Source organism: Gordonia tangerina, from assembly GCF_021556435.1.
GTDB classification, from domain to species: Bacteria; Actinomycetota; Actinomycetes; order Mycobacteriales; family Mycobacteriaceae; genus Gordonia; species Gordonia tangerina.
Genome location: NZ_JAKGCU010000002.1, coordinates 407,076 through 422,457 on the forward strand (window position 1 = coordinate 407,076; position 15,382 = coordinate 422,457).

Annotated in this window: 12 protein-coding genes and 1 tRNA gene; 9 read left to right on the plus strand and 4 right to left on the minus strand. The window is 66.6% G+C overall.

What is annotated here, in order from left to right; genetic code table 11:
- Positions 1–38 precede the first annotated feature (38 nt).
- From ettA to L1892_RS05085, 3 genes are all read right to left on the minus strand, one after another.
- Positions 39–1,712: an energy-dependent translational throttle protein EttA gene (gene ettA / locus L1892_RS05075; protein WP_235722342.1), complete on the minus strand. Its 1,674-nt coding sequence runs from the start codon at positions 1,710–1,712 to the stop codon at positions 39–41.
- Positions 1,713–1,893: 181 nt separating this feature from the next.
- Complete coding sequence (locus tag L1892_RS05080) at positions 1,894–2,349, minus strand: single-stranded DNA-binding protein (protein ID WP_235722343.1); 456 nt, start codon at positions 2,347–2,349, stop codon at positions 1,894–1,896.
- A gap of 127 nt (positions 2,350–2,476) precedes the next feature.
- The gene (locus tag L1892_RS05085; protein WP_235722344.1) at positions 2,477–4,504 is read right to left on the minus strand and encodes a bifunctional copper resistance protein CopD/cytochrome c oxidase assembly protein; all 2,028 of its coding nucleotides are present in this window, start codon (positions 4,502–4,504) and stop codon (positions 2,477–2,479) included.
- A gap of 56 nt (positions 4,505–4,560) precedes the next feature.
- Between L1892_RS05085 and L1892_RS05090 the strand changes: the two genes are divergently transcribed.
- Positions 4,561–4,634: transfer RNA gene (locus L1892_RS05090), tRNA-Arg, on the plus strand.
- A 268-nt stretch (positions 4,635–4,902) separates the two neighbouring features.
- Here L1892_RS05090 and L1892_RS05095 read toward each other — a convergent pair.
- Positions 4,903–6,174: a uracil-xanthine permease family protein gene (locus L1892_RS05095; RefSeq protein ID WP_235722345.1), complete on the minus strand. Its 1,272-nt coding sequence runs from the start codon at positions 6,172–6,174 to the stop codon at positions 4,903–4,905.
- A gap of 110 nt (positions 6,175–6,284) precedes the next feature.
- Here L1892_RS05095 and L1892_RS05100 point away from each other — a divergent pair, with 110 nt between their 5' ends.
- The 8 genes from L1892_RS05100 to L1892_RS05135 form a co-directional block, all read left to right on the plus strand.
- A complete protein-coding gene (locus L1892_RS05100) occupies positions 6,285–6,788 on the plus strand; it encodes an RrF2 family transcriptional regulator (protein ID WP_235722346.1) in 504 nt (167 codons plus the stop codon).
- Positions 6,789–6,833: 45 nt separating this feature from the next.
- Positions 6,834–8,015, plus strand: a complete 1,182-nt coding sequence (locus tag L1892_RS05105; protein WP_235722347.1) for a globin domain-containing protein — start codon at positions 6,834–6,836, stop codon at positions 8,013–8,015.
- Positions 8,015–8,440, plus strand: a complete 426-nt coding sequence (locus tag L1892_RS05110) for a hypothetical protein (RefSeq protein WP_235722348.1) — start codon at positions 8,015–8,017, stop codon at positions 8,438–8,440. The genes L1892_RS05105 and L1892_RS05110 overlap by 1 nt, the downstream gene beginning before the upstream one ends.
- Positions 8,441–8,572: 132 nt before the next feature.
- Entirely contained in the window at positions 8,573–10,246 is a 1,674-nt protein-coding gene (locus L1892_RS05115; RefSeq protein WP_235722349.1) for an ABC transporter ATP-binding protein, read from the plus strand.
- A gap of 28 nt (positions 10,247–10,274) precedes the next feature.
- Positions 10,275–10,820, plus strand: a complete 546-nt coding sequence (locus L1892_RS05120) for a PadR family transcriptional regulator (protein ID WP_235722350.1) — start codon at positions 10,275–10,277, stop codon at positions 10,818–10,820.
- 46 nt (positions 10,821–10,866) lie between these two features.
- Positions 10,867–12,930, plus strand: coding sequence for an NADPH-dependent 2,4-dienoyl-CoA reductase (locus tag L1892_RS05125; protein WP_235722351.1), 2,064 nt, complete (start codon positions 10,867–10,869; stop codon positions 12,928–12,930).
- Positions 12,931–13,136: 206 nt separating this feature from the next.
- Positions 13,137–13,946, plus strand: a complete 810-nt coding sequence (cmrA, locus tag L1892_RS05130) for a mycolate reductase (RefSeq protein WP_235722352.1) — start codon at positions 13,137–13,139, stop codon at positions 13,944–13,946.
- Between the two features lie 73 nt (positions 13,947–14,019).
- Positions 14,020–15,382 (plus strand): DUF222 domain-containing protein (locus L1892_RS05135; RefSeq protein ID WP_235722353.1); only part of this gene is annotated, 1,363 nt, incomplete at its 3' end.

A 15,382-nucleotide genomic window follows, 5' to 3' on the forward strand; every position in this document is an offset into this window, starting at 1 on the left:
GCCGCGTGTCCGCCGGGACGGACACGCGGCCACAGCGGTCAGTCGCGGGTCAGGCGACGGTGGGTAACCCGGTGCGGGCGGGCGGCGTCTGCACCGAGACGTTCGATCTTGTTGGCCTCGTAGGCCTCGAAGTTGCCCTCGAACCAGAACCACTGGCCTTCCTCGACGTTGCCCTCCCACGCCAGGATGTGGGTACAGGTGCGGTCCAGGAACCAGCGGTCGTGGCTGATGACCACGGCACATCCGGGGAACTGTTCGAGTGCGTTCTCCAGCGAGCCGAGGGTTTCCACGTCGAGGTCGTTGGTCGGCTCGTCGAGCAGGATCAGGTTGCCGCCCTCTTTGAGGGTCAGTGCCAGGTTCAGCCGGTTGCGCTCACCACCGGAGAGCACCTCCGAACGCTTCTGCTGGTCGGGTCCCTTGAAGCCGAACGCACTCACGTACGCGCGTGAGGGCATCTCGTTCTGGCCGACCTCGATGAAGTCGTTGCCGTCGGAGACCACCTCCCACACCGTCTTCTTGGGATCGATGTTGGCGCGACCCTGGTCGACGTAACTGAGCTTGACCGTCTCGCCGACCTTGACGTTGCCGGAATCGGGCTCCTCGAGTCCGACGATGGTCTTGAACAGCGTGGTCTTACCGACGCCGTTCGGACCGATCACGCCGACGATGCCGTTGCGCGGCAGGGTGAACGACAGGTCTTTGATCAGTACCCGACCGTCGAAACCCTTGTCGAGGTGGGAGACCTCCACCACCACGTCGCCCAGACGCGGCGGGGTGGGGATCTGGATCTCCTCGAAATCGAGCTTGCGGGTCTTCTCCGCCTCGGCGGCCATCTCCTCGTAGCGGGCCAGACGCGCCTTGTTCTTGGTCTGGCGGGCCTTCGCACCCGACCGCACCCAAGCCAACTCCTCCTTCAGTCGGCGCTGCAGCTTCTGATCCTTCTTGCCCTGCACCTCGAGGCGCTCGGCCTTCTTCTCCAGGTAGGTGGAGTAGTTGCCCTCATACGGGTGCAACTTGCCGCGGTCGACCTCACAGATCCAGCCGGCGACATGGTCGAGGAAGTACCGGTCGTGGGTGACGGCGAGAACGGCACCGGGGTAGGACGCGAGGAACTGCTCGAGCCACAGCACGCTCTCGGCGTCGAGATGGTTGGTCGGCTCATCGAGAAGCAGCAGGTCAGGCTTCTGCAGCAACAACTTGCACAGCGCCACGCGGCGTCGCTCGCCGCCGGACAGATGGGTCACCGGCGAGTCGCCGGGCGGGCAGCGCAGGGCGTCCATCGCCTGTTCGAGCTGCGAATCGAGGTCCCACGCGTCGGCGTTGTCGAGATCCTCCTGCAGCTTGCCCATCTCCTCCATCAGCTCGTCGGAGTAGTCGGTGGCCAGCGCTTCGGCGATCTCGTTGAAGCGGTCGAGCTTGACCTTGATCTCGCCCATCCCCTCCTCGACGTTCTCCTTGACCGTCTTCTCCTCGTTGAGGGGCGGCTCCTGCAGCAGGATGCCGACGGTGGCCTCGGGGTCGAGGAACGCCTCCCCGTTGGACGGCTGATCGAGTCCGGCCATGATCTTGAGGATCGACGACTTACCCGCACCGTTGGGGCCGACGACGCCGATCTTGGCGCCCGGGTAGAAGGACATGGTGACGTCGTCGAGGATGACCTTGTCGCCGTGCGCCTTGCGCACCTTCTTCATGGTGTAGATGAACTCAGCCACTTACAGCGTCTCCTTCAGACCTAGATATCGGTCCCGCAACCGGTCACGGTGAGCACTCTCCGGGGTCGATCCGGCCGTGTCGGCGGGATGGCACAACTTGTCCCCAGCCTAGTGGGCCGACGACGCCCGGTCGCGGACACCCCGCGACGCAGGGGGCGCGGGGTGTCCGCGGTGTCACAGGTCAGGCCGCTCTGCGGGTCTCCGCGTCGGGTGCCGCACCGTCGGCGGCCGTCGCGACCTGCCGTGGTGCGGTGTCGTCGGTGGACGGCTCCTGCCCCGGAGCGCCATGAAAACTCACCACACACCTGCTCAGGTCCAACCCGACGGCGGTGGCGGTCATCTCCAGGTCGGCGCGCCGCTCGCCGTCCGCGGTGACGTACTCGTTGGTCTTGATCTGACCGTGCGCGATCACCGGGCGCCCCTTGGCCACCGCCTGCGACACACCGGTCAGCAGTCGCCGCCAGCAGCTCACCGTGAGATACAGCGTCGGCCCGTCGATCCACTCCTGGGTGCGTTTGTCGATCCGGCGCGAGTTGCAGGCGACACGAAACGAGATCACCGCCTCCCCTGTCGTGGTCTGGCGATGACGTGGATCGGACACCACGGTCCCGATGACGGTCGTGTAGGTCTCGTACATGCTCTCGACTCCTCCGTTCGGTGCTTGCCACGTCGTCGCGTGACTGCAGTCAGCATCTCTCCAGAGGTGGCCCCGCAACGGGACCGCGACAACATCTGTGGACAACTCCTCGGGTGTCCCGAACAGGTCACTTGCGCTTGTTGAGTTCCGAGAGCATCTCGTTGTAGCTGTTGAGGTCGGCGTCATGGTCACGCACCGCCCGACGGTCGTAACGACGCGCCTGCCGCTCATCCTGGCGCCGCCATTGCACCAGCAACGCCAGCATGATTACCACCAGCGGGATCTCACCGGTGGCCCAGGCGATCCCCCCGCCGACGCGCTGGTCGTCGAACAGCTCGTAGTCCCAGGGCAGATTGAGCCCGCGGTAGTAGCTCTCGGCGATCACGGCGCTGGTCATCATCAGCGCCACGCCGAAGAAGGCGTGGAACGGCAACGAACCCATCACGATGCCGAGTTTGGCCACCGGCGTCACCTGCCGTGGCGCGGGGTCGATACCGATGACGAGCCAGTAGAACAGGTAGCCGCTGACCACGAAGTGCACGTTCATGAGCAGATGCGCCGCGTGGTAGGGAACGATCGTCTCGAACAGGCCGCTGAGGTACAGCAGGTAGAAGCTGCCGACAAAGATGACCGCGGCGATCGCCGGGTGGGTCAGGAACCGCGACGGCGCACTGTGGATGGCCGACTGTATCCATTCCCGCAAGCCCGGCGGATTACCTCGGCCGGCGGGCGGCAGAGCACGTAGCGCCAGGGTCACCGGACCACCGAGCACCAACAGCACCGGGATCATCATCGACATCGACATGTGCGCGATCATGTGCACGCTGAACATCGCAGGCGAGTACCGACCGAGGCCCGACGAGGTGGTGAACAGCAGCAGCGCGCAGCCCAGTATCCAGGCGACGGTGCGGCCCACCGGCCAGTGGTCACCGCGTCGTCGCAAACGCACCACGCCCCGCAGGTACACCACCGCCAGGACGATCGCCAGGGCGCCGAACAGCAGGTCGAATCGCCAGTCGAACGCGATGCGCGCAAGCGTCGGCGGCCCGTCGATGCGGTAACCGATCTGGTTCTCCACCGCGCTGATGTCGGCGACCTCCCCGGCCGGGGGCGGAGTGCGCGACAACCCCACCGCCAGTCCGAAAGTGATCGCGAAGACCAGGACCTCGACGAGCCCGAACCGGACGAACAGGGATCGCTCGGCGGGCTCGTCGGCCAGTCGGGCGATCGTCGCCCGCCGGTGCCACGCGCCGAGTGCCCCCAGGACCACCAACGCGGACACCTTGGCCAGCACCAGCGCGCCGTAGACGTCGGTGAACAGATCCGCGAGTGACATCCGCACCAGTGCATTGATCACGCCGCTGACTCCGACGACGAGGATCGCCCAGAAAGCGACGCGAGAGAACCGCGCGACCGCCAGCACACGCCACCGGCCACCGGCGAAGGCGTAGAGCAGCACGGCGAAGAGTCCGCCCATCCACACCGCCGCGCCGACGATGTGCAGGATCAGGCTGTTGGTGGCGAGGTCGTGATTGCCGCCGGTCGAGGAATGGCCTGCCAGCGCGATCGGCATCAGGCTCATCACTGCGATGCCGAGTACCGCGACGGTCCAGCCCCACCGCAGCACGACGCGGGCGGTCGCGGCGGCGACCAGGGCGAAGACAGCCGTCCACAGCCAGGTACGCGCGTCGGCAACCTGCGAGTACGCGGTGATGAGGTTGGCCGGCCGCATCGTCTCCGAAAGGGGCTGCCCGCTCACGTTGGAGATGGAGAGCGGGATCATCAGCACCGCACAGATGGCCCACGCCAGCGACGCGGACGCGGCGATCCGGATCGCCCGGTACCCGCCGACGTCGAGCACCCCATCGGCCTGGGGTGGCACGAAGAACGCGGCGAACAGCGCGGACCCGACCGCGACCGCGGCCGCTACCTCCCCGACCGCGGTGACCGCGGCAACGCCGTAGGTGGTGATCCACCCAGGATCGGGGACCCCGGCCAGTTCGACCGCCGATGCCGCCGACAGCGCCGTCGCCACGATCGCCACGAGACTGGCCATCCATCCCGACGCCCAGGCGAGTCCCGCGACGATGCCGCGCTGCTCACGCATCGAGTCCCGGCCGGACGTGGCCGGAACTGTCGGCGTTGCGCTGGTCATGGGACAACTGTAGGACGGGCTATACTCGCCCACGCTGCCGCCTCAGGGCGGCATCAGCCTCCGTAGCTCAGGTGGATAGAGCAAGGGCCTTCTAATCCCTAGGTCGCAGGTTCGAATCCTGCCGGGGGCACTGTGCACACCCTGGCCGACCTCCGGTCGGTGTGCGCATCCCGGCCGACCTCCGGCGTGTGGACATCCCCGCCTTCGGGACCAAGGTCCCGTTGTCCCGCGGAAACCGCGCGGGGTCACCGCCCGACTCGTAACATCCCTCACATGGACTACATGTGGGTGATGCCGGCCGTGGCGTTCGTCTCGTGCGTGATCATCGGGATCGGGTTCGTGATGGGGATACCGGGCAGCAAAGACTGAGCGACCGTGCTCGATGGAGCACGCCCGCGTCAGGTGGTGACCGTCCCCCGCCACCGGCCGATCAGCGCCATCGAGTGGTAGATGGCCAGCGCGGCGCCGGCCCCCAGGGCGATGCCGCCGAAGTTCAGGTCACCGACCTCCCAGGTGAAGTCGGCGATGCCGATCACCAATGGGATGGCCGCGGTGAACTGATTGACCGGCCGTCCGAAGTCCACCCGGTTGGTGACCCAGATGTGCACGCCCAGAATGCCGACCAGGCCATAGAGCGCGGTCGTCACGCCACCGAGCACACCCGGCGGGACCGCGGCGATCACCGCGCCGACCTTGGGCGATAGTCCCAGCAGGATCGCGGCCGCGCCCGCCACCCAGTAGGCGGCGGTCGAATACACCTTGGTGGCCGCCATGACCCCGATGTTCTCGGCGTAGGTGGTGGTCGCCGACCCGCCGCCGCTACCGGCCAGCACGGTGGCCAGGCCGTCGGCGGCCAACGCCCGCCCGATCCTGCGGTCATAGTTGATGCCGGTCATCGTCGACACCGACTTCACGTGGCCGATGTTCTCCACCAGCAGCACCAGCACCACCGGCAGGAACATCGGGATCACCGACAGGTGGAAACTCGGCGCCTGGAACTCCGGCAGGCCGACCCACGCCGCGTCACTGATCCCGGTGGTGTCGACCTTGTCGAAAATCAGCGAGATCACATAGCCGAAGATGACGCTCAGAAAGATGGCCAGTCGGCCCAGCATGCCCCGGAACACCACCACCGACGCGACCAGTAACACCAGGACCACGGTGGCGATGACCGGATCCTGCTCGTAGTTGGCCTTCGCGGTGGGTGCGAGGTTCAGCCCGATGAGGGCGACGATCGTGCCGGTCACCACCGGCGGCATCAACACCTCGACCCAGCCGATGCCCGCGAAATGCGCGATCGCGCCGATCACCAGCAGTAGCGCGCCCACCACCACGATGCCGCCGAGCGCGGCCGATTGCCCCGTGGACGCAGTCGCGGCGAGTACCGGCGCGATGATCGCGAAACTCGACCCCAGGTAGCTCGGCAGGCGGTTGCGCGTGATGAGCAGGAACAGCAGCGTGCCGATCCCGGAGAACAACAGCGTCGTCGACGGTGGGAAGCCGGTGAGTACCGGCACCAGGAACGTCGCGCCGAACATCGCGACCACGTGCTGCAGGCCGATCCCCACGGTCTTCGACCAGCCAAGCCGTTCGTCCGGGGCGATCACCCCACCACCCTCAACCCGCTGCCAGAACAGGAAACCCCTCGGTCGCGTGTGCGGTGTCGCCATGGGACTCAGTGTGGCGCATGGCGGGTCGGCCTGCGGCCCAACGCGCAAGGTGACCGGCATCACGCGCAGTAAATATGCATCCTGTATTCCAATTATGGTCTACTCGATTCATGCAACTGACCCGGTTCACCGACATCGGCCTCCGGGTGGTGATGCGCCTCGCCGTCGCCGGTGAAAACGATTCGGACCCAACAGTCCTCACCACAAAGACCTTGGCCGCAGAACTCGCGGTGCCGTACACCCACGTGGCGAAGGTGGTGGGCCGACTGTCCGAGATGGGAGTCGTACACGCACGTCGGGGACGCAGCGGCGGCCTGGCGATCACCGACCTCGGGCGCGAGGCACGGGTGGGCTGGCTGGCGCAGAGCCTCGAGGGCACTGATGAGGTGGTCGATTGCGAAGCGCCCCAACCCTGCCCGCTGCGTCGGGCATGTCGGCTGCGGGGTGCGCTGGCCCGGGCGCGCACGGCGTTCTTCACCAGCCTCGACGAACAAACCGTGGCCGACCTCGTCGGCGAACCGACCGCCGCCGTACTGCTGTCGCTGACACCACGAGTCCCCGACGACACGACCAGCACTACGCACCCCAGAGCTGACAAGAGCACTACCCCCTGACGATCGAGATCTGAGCACCATCGCCACCGAGGAACAGGAGTCCCCATGTTGTCCGACACCCAACGGCGCACCCTCGCCGCTAGTCTGCCGTCGGTGCAATCCGCGCTCGGCGAGATCACCACCCGGTTCTACCAAGGACTGTTCACGGCACATCCGGAGTTGCGCGACAACCTGTTCAACCGAACGCATCAGCAGACCGGTGAACAATCCCAGGCGCTGGCCGGAGCGGTGGCCGCCTTCGCCGGACTGCAACTCGAGCCCGACATCCGGCGCCAACGTCTCATCCTCGACCGGATCGCGCACAAGCATGCGTCACTGGGCGTGACGCGCGACCAGTACGCCGTCGTACACGAGCATCTGTTCGCAGCGATCGTGGCGGTGTTGGGCGACTCGGTGACCGCCGAGGTCGCCGACGCGTGGGATCAGTTGTATTGGGACATGGCCGACCTGCTCATCGCGACCGAGAACGACCTGTACGACCACGCCGGCGTGGCGCCCGGTCAGGTGTGGCGCGAGGTCCGCGTCGTCGAACGTACCCAGGAGTCACCGGACACGATCGCGCTGAAGCTGATCGGCGCCGACGATCGACCACTGCCGGGATTCACTCCCGGACAGTACATCTCGGTACAGGTGCGTCTTCCCGACGGTGCGCAACAGATCCGCCAGTACAGCCTGACCGGGGCGCCGACCGCACCCGGATGGCGGATCAGCGTGAAACTGGCCGGCGAGGTCTCGGAATATCTGCACACTGAGGTGTTCGAGGGTGATTCGCTCCGGGTGAGCGCCCCGTTCGGAGATCTCGTCCTGCCCGACGACGACGCGCCGATGGTCCTCGCCTCCGCCGGAATCGGCTGCACCCCCGTCATCGGCCTGCTCGAAGCGATGGCCAACGCGCGGGACCCGCGATCGGTGACGGTTCTGCATGCGGATCGCTCACGCGACCGCCAACCTCACCGTGGCCGGCTCGCCGCCCTGGTCGACGCGCTGCCCGATGCCCGACTGGTCCAGTGGTACGAGAACGCGTCGCCCCACGTCATCTCCGCATCGGTACGACGCGGCCAGATGTCTCTACATGACCTGCAGCTGGATCGATCAGCACACGTGATGCTTTGCGGCCCAGGCGGATTTCTGTCAACGATGCGCGCGGAGTTCCTCTCCCGTGGAATCGACGAAGACCGCGTGCACTACGAGGCCTTCGGCCCCGAACTACTGCGATCGAAGTCCTGATGACCGCCACGGACGCCCTCGTCGGCGCGTGCACATTCCTCTGGTTGGGCATGGTGCTGGCAATCTCGTTCCTGGAGGCACCACTCAAGTTCCGTGCACCCGGGGTCACCCTGCCGATCGGGCTGGGGATCGGCCGTCTGGTGTTCCGCGCGCTCAACGCCGTGGAGTTGCTGTGGGCCGTCGCCATCGTCGTCGCCGTGGTCGCCGGTGATCCCCCGGCTGCGGCGGTACCTGTCGCAGCCGGTGTCGCAGTCGGGGCGCTCGCCGTCCAACTCGTTGGCGTGCGCCCGCGATTGACCCGGCGCTCGGATGCCGTCCTGGCCGGCCGCACCGGACCCCGGAGCCACGCACACCTCGTCTATGTAGCCCTTGAGGTGATCAAGGTGGTGGCGCTCATCTGGCTCGGTGTGGCGGCGCTGACCTGAGCCCCAGAGGTCGCCACGTGGCGCTGACAGCGTTCTCCCAGTTCCGCGGAAGCTGGCCCGAAGGATGGCCGCCTAGGTTCTTCTCGGGTCGGCGTTGCCGCCGGCCGCAACTCACGGGAGGGCCGCATCCAGATGACCGCGCGCGACGCATTCCACCGCTTCTCGTTCGCGCTTGCCTCCGAGGGTTCTCGCTTCGCCCTGGCCGCCACGCTCCTGCTGATCGCCACTGGGTGTGAGATCGTCGGCATCTTCGTGCTGTCCGACGTGATCGACGGTGCACTCACCGCGACCAGTCTGACGCAGTTCGGCGCGCTGGCCGTCCTCTGGTTACTGGTGACTGCCGTGGCCACCGCGGCCGACTATTACGGCCAGGTGGCTGCGATCGGGATCTCCGAGCGCGTGGTGTTACGCCTGCGCGACAACCTGTTCGCCCACATCCAACGCCTCAATCCCGTCGTCCACCGCCGGTTCGGTGTCGGGGACCTCGTCACGCGGCACACCGGGGATCTGGAGGCCGTCGAGTATCTGGTGGGTTCCGGACTGATGCAGTTCGTCATCGCCGCGGTGAACACCGCCGGCCTGGTCGTCGCCGCATTCATCATGAGTTGGCAGGTCGCGTTGGTGGCGCTGGCCGCGGTGCCCGTCCTGTGGGCACTGTCGGCGCTCTACTCGCGTCGCCAGACGCTGGTCACCCGCGACGAACGCATCGCCAATGCCGACATCGCGCTGGCCGTCTCGACCGCGATCACCGGCCACGAGACCGCCGTCGCCTACAACCAACAGGACCGCGAGCATGCCCGTCTGCACCGTCACGGTGTCACCTGGCTCGGCACCCGCTTGACCCAGACCCGGATCGAGGCCGGATTCGGTGCGGTGATGGGCTTCGGACAGGTGGTGGTGACGCTGGCCATCGCCGTCGCCGGGGTGTGGCAGGTCCGCCAAGGTGCGCTCAGCGTGGGAGCGCTACTGGCCTTGACCGGCTACCTCGGCATGCTCTATCCCAAGATGCAGGAACTCGCCGAGGTCCGGCTCGCGCTCGCGTCGGCGACGGTGAGCGCCGAACGCATCTGCGAACTGCTCGATCTGGAACCGACCGACGCAGACCAGCCCGACGCGGTCGCCCATCGGGGAGCCGATCACCGGATCTCCATGCGCGCGGTGACTCTGCGGCGTGCGGGCGTGACGGTCCTCGATCGGGTGTCGCTGGATCTGAACCCCGGAGCCATCACCGCGCTGGTCGGGGCCAGTGGCGCCGGGAAATCCACCCTCGCGTCGCTGCTCTGCCGGTTCGAGCGACCCGATGAGGGCACCATCACCCTGGGAGACCGGTCGCTGTCGGAGCTCACCGGCCGCTCGATTCGCGAACACATCACCCTGCTCCCCCAGCAACCCGTAATCAAGACCGGCACGGTCGCCGACAACATCGCCTACGGATGCCCGGACGCCGACCGCGCATCGATCATCGCCGCCGCGATCGCGGCCGACGCCGACTCGTTCATCAGCGCCTTGCCCGCCGGGTACGACTCCCCACTCGCCGAGGACGGATTGACCCTCTCCGGCGGACAACGTCAACGCATCGCGATGGCGCGCGCCTTCCTGCGCAACACACCGATCCTCATCCTCGACGAACCGACATCCGGCCTCGATGATGCAACGACCCAACGCATCCTCGAGCCGCTGCAGCGGTTGGCTGCCGGTCGGTCCACCCTCCTCATCACCCACGACGGCCGCGTCACCGAGATCGCCGACGAGGTGCTGGAACTGCACGAAGGCAGAATTCGGCCACATATGAACTTTGTTGCATAGTGCGTAGGTGCAGTGCTAGGTTCACATCGTGGCGCTCGAGCATGCGATCCTGGTGTCGCTGGCCGAACGGCCCGGAACGGGCTACGAGATCGGCCAGCAGTTCGACCGATCCATCGGCTACTTCTGGTCGGCTACCCATCAGCAGATCTACCGCACCCTGAAGAAGCTGCACGCTGACGGCCTGGTGAGTTTCGAATCGATTCCCCAGGACGGTCGACCCGACAAGAAGGTCTACACCGTCTCCGACGCGGGCCGGAAAGTGCTGGCGGAGTGGGCGATGAGTCCGACGCCGCTGCAGCCGCTGCGCAACGACCTCGGAGTCAAGTTGCGCGCCGCCGAATTCGGCGATCTGGCCACCATCATCGGCGAGCTCAAGGCGCATCGCGACGAACATCTCGCCCAACTGACCCTTTTCAACGGCTTCGAGGCGGCGTACTACCCCGCTCCCGACACCCTGACCGGCCGCAAACTCCATCAGTACCTGGTGCTGCGCGGCGGAATTCGATCCGAGCAGGGCTTCGTCGACTGGTGCGACGAGGTCATCGACGCCCTCGAACGCGAACTGTCCACCTGACCCACGATCACCTCCCCGCAACGACCCCGACACGAGAGGCAACGCCATGTCAGCCCACACGGCCGAGCGAAATCAACAGTTCCCCAACCTGTTCGAACCATTGCAGATCGGCGGGATGACCATCCCGAACCGCCTCATCATGGGTTCGATGCACACCGGTCTCGAGGATCGGGTGTGGGACATCGACAAACTCGCCGCGTATTTCGCCGAGCGCGCCAAGGGCGGTGCTGGGCTCATCATCACCGGCGGATTCGCCACCAGCCGTACCGGTGTGCTGTCCATCGCGGGCGGCAAGATGACCAACGTCCTGGAGGTCAAGCGACATCAGCGGGTCACCAAGGCCGTGCACGACGAGGGCGGCAAGATCGCAATGCAGCTCATCCACGCCGGTCGCTACGGCTACAACCCGTTCAAGGTCGCCGCCGGCTCCGAGCCGTCACCGATCCATCCGTTCAAACACCTCAAGATGAACGAGCCGATCATCCGGCACGTCATCCGCAGCTTCGGACGGTCGGCGAAGCTGGCCCGGCAGGCCGGCTACGACGCGGTCGAGATCATGGGCGGCGAAGGTTACCTGATCAATCAGTTCCTCTGCCCGCACACCAACGATCGAACCGACAAGTGGGGTGGCTCAACGGAGAACCGGCAGCGGTTCCTCGTCGAGGTCATCAAGGAGATGCGCCGCCAGGTGCCGCGTGATTTCCCGATCATCCTGCGCCAGTCCATCGCCGACCTCATCCGCAACGGCCAGACGTGGGACGAAATCGCGCTCATGGCCCGTAAGGCCGAGGAGCACGGGGTGGATGCCATCAACACCGACATCGGCTGGCACGAGGCGCAAGTGCCCACCATCGTCACCTCGGTGCCCCGCGGCGCATTCGTGAAATTCACCGAGCGTCTGCGCGACCAGGTGTCGATCCCGCTGATCGCCGCCAACCGCATCAACACCGCCGAACTCGCCGAGGAGATCCTCGAACGTGGGCGCGTCGACGCCGTACAGATGGCCCGACCGTTCCTCGCCGATCCCGAGATCGCCAACAAGGCCCGTGAGGGTCTGGCCGACGAGATCAACACCTGCATCGGCTGCAACCAGGCCTGCCTCGACCACGCCTTCGTCGGCAAGCACGTCTCCTGCCTAGTCAATCCGCAGGCGGGCCGCGAGACGACGCTGCTACTCGGACCGACGCGCCGCGCCAAGCGGGTCGCGGTCATCGGCGCCGGACCGGCCGGGTTGTCGGCCGCGGTCGCATCGGCCAAACGCGGCCACAAGGTGGACCTCTACGAGGGTGGCGCCAGCATCGGTGGGCAGTTCTCCATCGCCTCCCGCATCCCCGGCAAGGAAGAGTTCAGTGAGACGATTCGCTACTACACCCGTCAGCTGGAGATCAACGGTGTGAACGTGGTGCTGAACAAGCGCGCCACCGCCGACGAGATCATCGAGGGCGGATACGACGACGTCATCGTGGCAACCGGTGTCACCCCGCGCATTCCGAGCATCCCGGGGGTGGACCACCCGATGGTGATGTCCTACGCCGACGCCGTCCTCGGACGTCGCGAGATCGGCAAGCGTGTCGCGGTGATCGGTGCCGGCGGAATTGGCTTCGACGTCAGCGAATTCCTCGTCACCGACGAATCCCCATCGTTGAATCTCAAGGAATGGGAGCAGGAATGGGGCGTCACCGAGGACGGCGACAAGCCCGGCTTCGTCACCAAACCCCGTCCGCTGCCGGCGATCCGTCAGGTCTACCTGGTGCAGCGCAAGCCTGGTAAGCAGGGCAAGACCCTCGGCAAAACCAGCGGCTGGGTGCACCGCGCGACGGTGAAGATGAAGGGCGTGGAACAGATCTCGGGCGCCACCTACGACAAGATCGACGACCAGGGGCTGCACCTGAGCTTCCACGACGACGAGGGCAAGGTCACCGAGACCCGCATCCTCGAAGTCGACAACGTGGTCGTGTGTGCCGGTCAGGAATCGGTGCGCGAACTCGTGGACCCGTTGACCGTCGCCGGGGTGACCACGCACGTCATCGGTGGCGCCGACCTGGCCGCCGAGCTCGACGCCAAGCGGGCCATCCGGCAGGGCACCGAGGTGGCCGCCGGCATCGCCTGACCAAGGCGGAGGGGGTCTCGATGTCGGCGAGCGCAGCGGGTGTATCCCCGCCGATCCAGTAACCGCGCGAGCGCAGCGGGTGTATCCCCGCCGATCGAGTAACCGCGCGAGCGCAGCGGGTGTATCCCCGCCGATCGAGTAACCGCGCGAGCGCAGCGAGCCGGTGTATCGAGATCCCCCCGACCGCCCGACTAGGATCTTCAGACATGGGTGTCCCGTCGCCGACCGAGTCCGCCCGCGCCGTTGTCACCGGCGCCTCATCCGGCATCGGGATGGCACTGGCGCGGGCACTGGCCTCGCGCGGACATTCGCTCGTCTTGGTCGCTCGTCGCGGTGACATCCTCGAGGGCCTCGCCGCCGAGCTCCGTGGCAGCCACGACATCGCGGTCGAGGTGCGCCCGGTCGACCTCTCGGATTCACCTGCGGTCGAGGTGCTCTGTGCCGAACTCGCCGGACGCGAGATCTCCATCCTGTGCAACAACGCCGGGATCGCCACCTTCGGACCGGTCAGCGACCTCGACCCAGAGTACGAACGCGCGCAGGTCCGTCTGAACGTGAACGCCGTCCACGATCTGACCTTGGCCGTACTCCCGCACATGGTGCACCGTGGCTCCGGCGGAATCCTCATGGTGGGCTCGGCCGCGGGGAACATGCCGATCCCCAACAACGCCACGTATGCGGCCACGAAGGCGTTCGTGAACACCTTCAGCGAGTCGCTGCGCGGCGAGGTGTCCGCTCAAGGCGTCCACGTCACCCTGCTCGCGCCGGGGCCGGTGCGCACAGCGACGCCGGCACCCGAAAACCAGTCCATCGTGGACAAGATGGTCCCCGACTTCCTGTGGCACTCCAGCGACAAGGTCGCCGAGATGAGCCTGGATGCGCTGGAACACAACAAGATGCGGGTGGTTCCGGGCACCCTGTCGAAAGCGATGTCGGTCGCCGGTGGATACAGCCCACGCGCAGTGGTCGCGCCGATCGTCGGCACGTTCTATCGGAAACTCGGCGACGACGGCTGAGTCATCCACGGTCTGTTGTGGGGTTTGGCCTGCGTCGACGAAAGTTGTCGGTGGGTGCGGTTAGTTTGGTGTCATGAATTCGAGCGCGCCGGCGTTGGCCCAGATGGCCGATGATGAGCAGCACTGCGCTACCGAGTTGGTCGAGGTGCTCCATCATTGCAATGCGGTGCGCGCGGCCGCCGATTATCGGATGTTGCAGGCGGTCAGTCTGATTCATGAGGAACGTGAACAGGACCATCTGGTGCGGTTGGCTGCGTCGTTGGGTGAGCAGTCGACGTCGCTGGCCACTCTGGAACGTCTCGCCAGGCGTGCGGCGGCCGGGGAGGATCCACGCGCCCAGTACGGACCGACCGGGTTGGAGATGGCGATCGCCGAGGTCGGTGCGGCGTTGACGGTGCCACCGGCGCGGGCGCGGGAGTTGATCGAGGCCGGCAGCGTGTTACGTCATCAGTTGCCGTTCACCGGCGCCACCCTTGTCGCCGGCCGTATCGACCTACCGCGGTTTCTGGTGGTGGTACGCCGCACCGTGCTGGTCGATCCCGCAAAGTTCACTGTGCTCGATACCGAGATCGCCGCGGCCATCGAGTCGCGCGAGCCGATGTCGATAACCCGGTTCACCACGATGATCGACAAGATCATCACGAAGATCGATCCGACCGCGGTGCGCCGTCGGCGTGAGCAGGTCGACACCGACCGCAACATCAGTGTGCGCCCCGACCGCCACACCCCGGGCCAGTCCCGGATCGGGGGTGTGTTGCCCGCCGAGCAGGCCGCGGCCATCGACGCCCGACTCCAAGCGATGGCCGCGGCGGTGCATCCCGACGATCCACGCACCGCCGCCCAACGCCGCGCCGATGCGTTGGTCGCCTTGGCCGATGGCGCTGACCGCCTGGACTGCCGGTGTGAGGTCTGCACCACCGACGCCAACGCCGATGACAGCGCCGCCGGCGAGGGGCTCGGTGCGTCCGACGAGACACCCGACAGTGACGCGATCGCAGTCGAGGACGAGGCGACGGCACCCGACCCCGCGGCGGCCGGTGAACCCGAGGTCCGCGACGGGCAGGGCGACACTTCGGGCGCACCGGTCGACGCTGACGCCGCCACGACGGATTGTGCGCCGCGTCCGACGTTTCACATCGTGGTCAATCTGAGCACCCTGCTGGGTCACGATGATGATCCGGCCTTCCTCGACGGCCACGGAGTCATCGATGCCGACACCGCCCGCGCATTGTTGGCCGAGGCCAAACGCTGCTACGTCACACCCGACACCACCAACCTCGCACAGGTCGACCGTTACGCGCCGTCGAAGAAACTTGCCGACCTCATCCGGGCCGGCGAGCTGTGTTGCAGCTTTCCCGGCTGCAACAACCGCGCCTATCACGCCGATGTCGACCATTCGGTCCCACACGCCGAGGGTGGCGCCACCGATGCACGAA

Excerpts from the sequence above, each read along its gene's own strand:
- L1892_RS05080 (WP_235722343.1), bottom strand. The coding sequence starts at position 2,349 with ATGTACGAGACCTACACGACCGTCATCGGGACCGTGGTGTCCGATCCA.
- L1892_RS05085 (WP_235722344.1), bottom strand. The coding sequence starts at position 4,504 with ATGACCAGCGCAACGCCGACAGTTCCGGCCACGTCCGGCCGGGACTCG.
- L1892_RS05095 (WP_235722345.1), bottom strand. The coding sequence starts at position 6,174 with ATGGCGACACCGCACACGCGACCGAGGGGTTTCCTGTTCTGGCAGCGG.
- L1892_RS05100 (WP_235722346.1), top strand. The coding sequence starts at position 6,285 with ATGCAACTGACCCGGTTCACCGACATCGGCCTCCGGGTGGTGATGCGC.
- L1892_RS05105 (WP_235722347.1), top strand. The coding sequence starts at position 6,834 with ATGTTGTCCGACACCCAACGGCGCACCCTCGCCGCTAGTCTGCCGTCG.
- L1892_RS05110 (WP_235722348.1), top strand. The coding sequence starts at position 8,015 with ATGACCGCCACGGACGCCCTCGTCGGCGCGTGCACATTCCTCTGGTTG.
- L1892_RS05115 (WP_235722349.1), top strand. The coding sequence starts at position 8,573 with ATGACCGCGCGCGACGCATTCCACCGCTTCTCGTTCGCGCTTGCCTCC.
- L1892_RS05125 (WP_235722351.1), top strand. The coding sequence starts at position 10,867 with ATGTCAGCCCACACGGCCGAGCGAAATCAACAGTTCCCCAACCTGTTC.
- cmrA (WP_235722352.1), top strand. The coding sequence starts at position 13,137 with ATGGGTGTCCCGTCGCCGACCGAGTCCGCCCGCGCCGTTGTCACCGGC.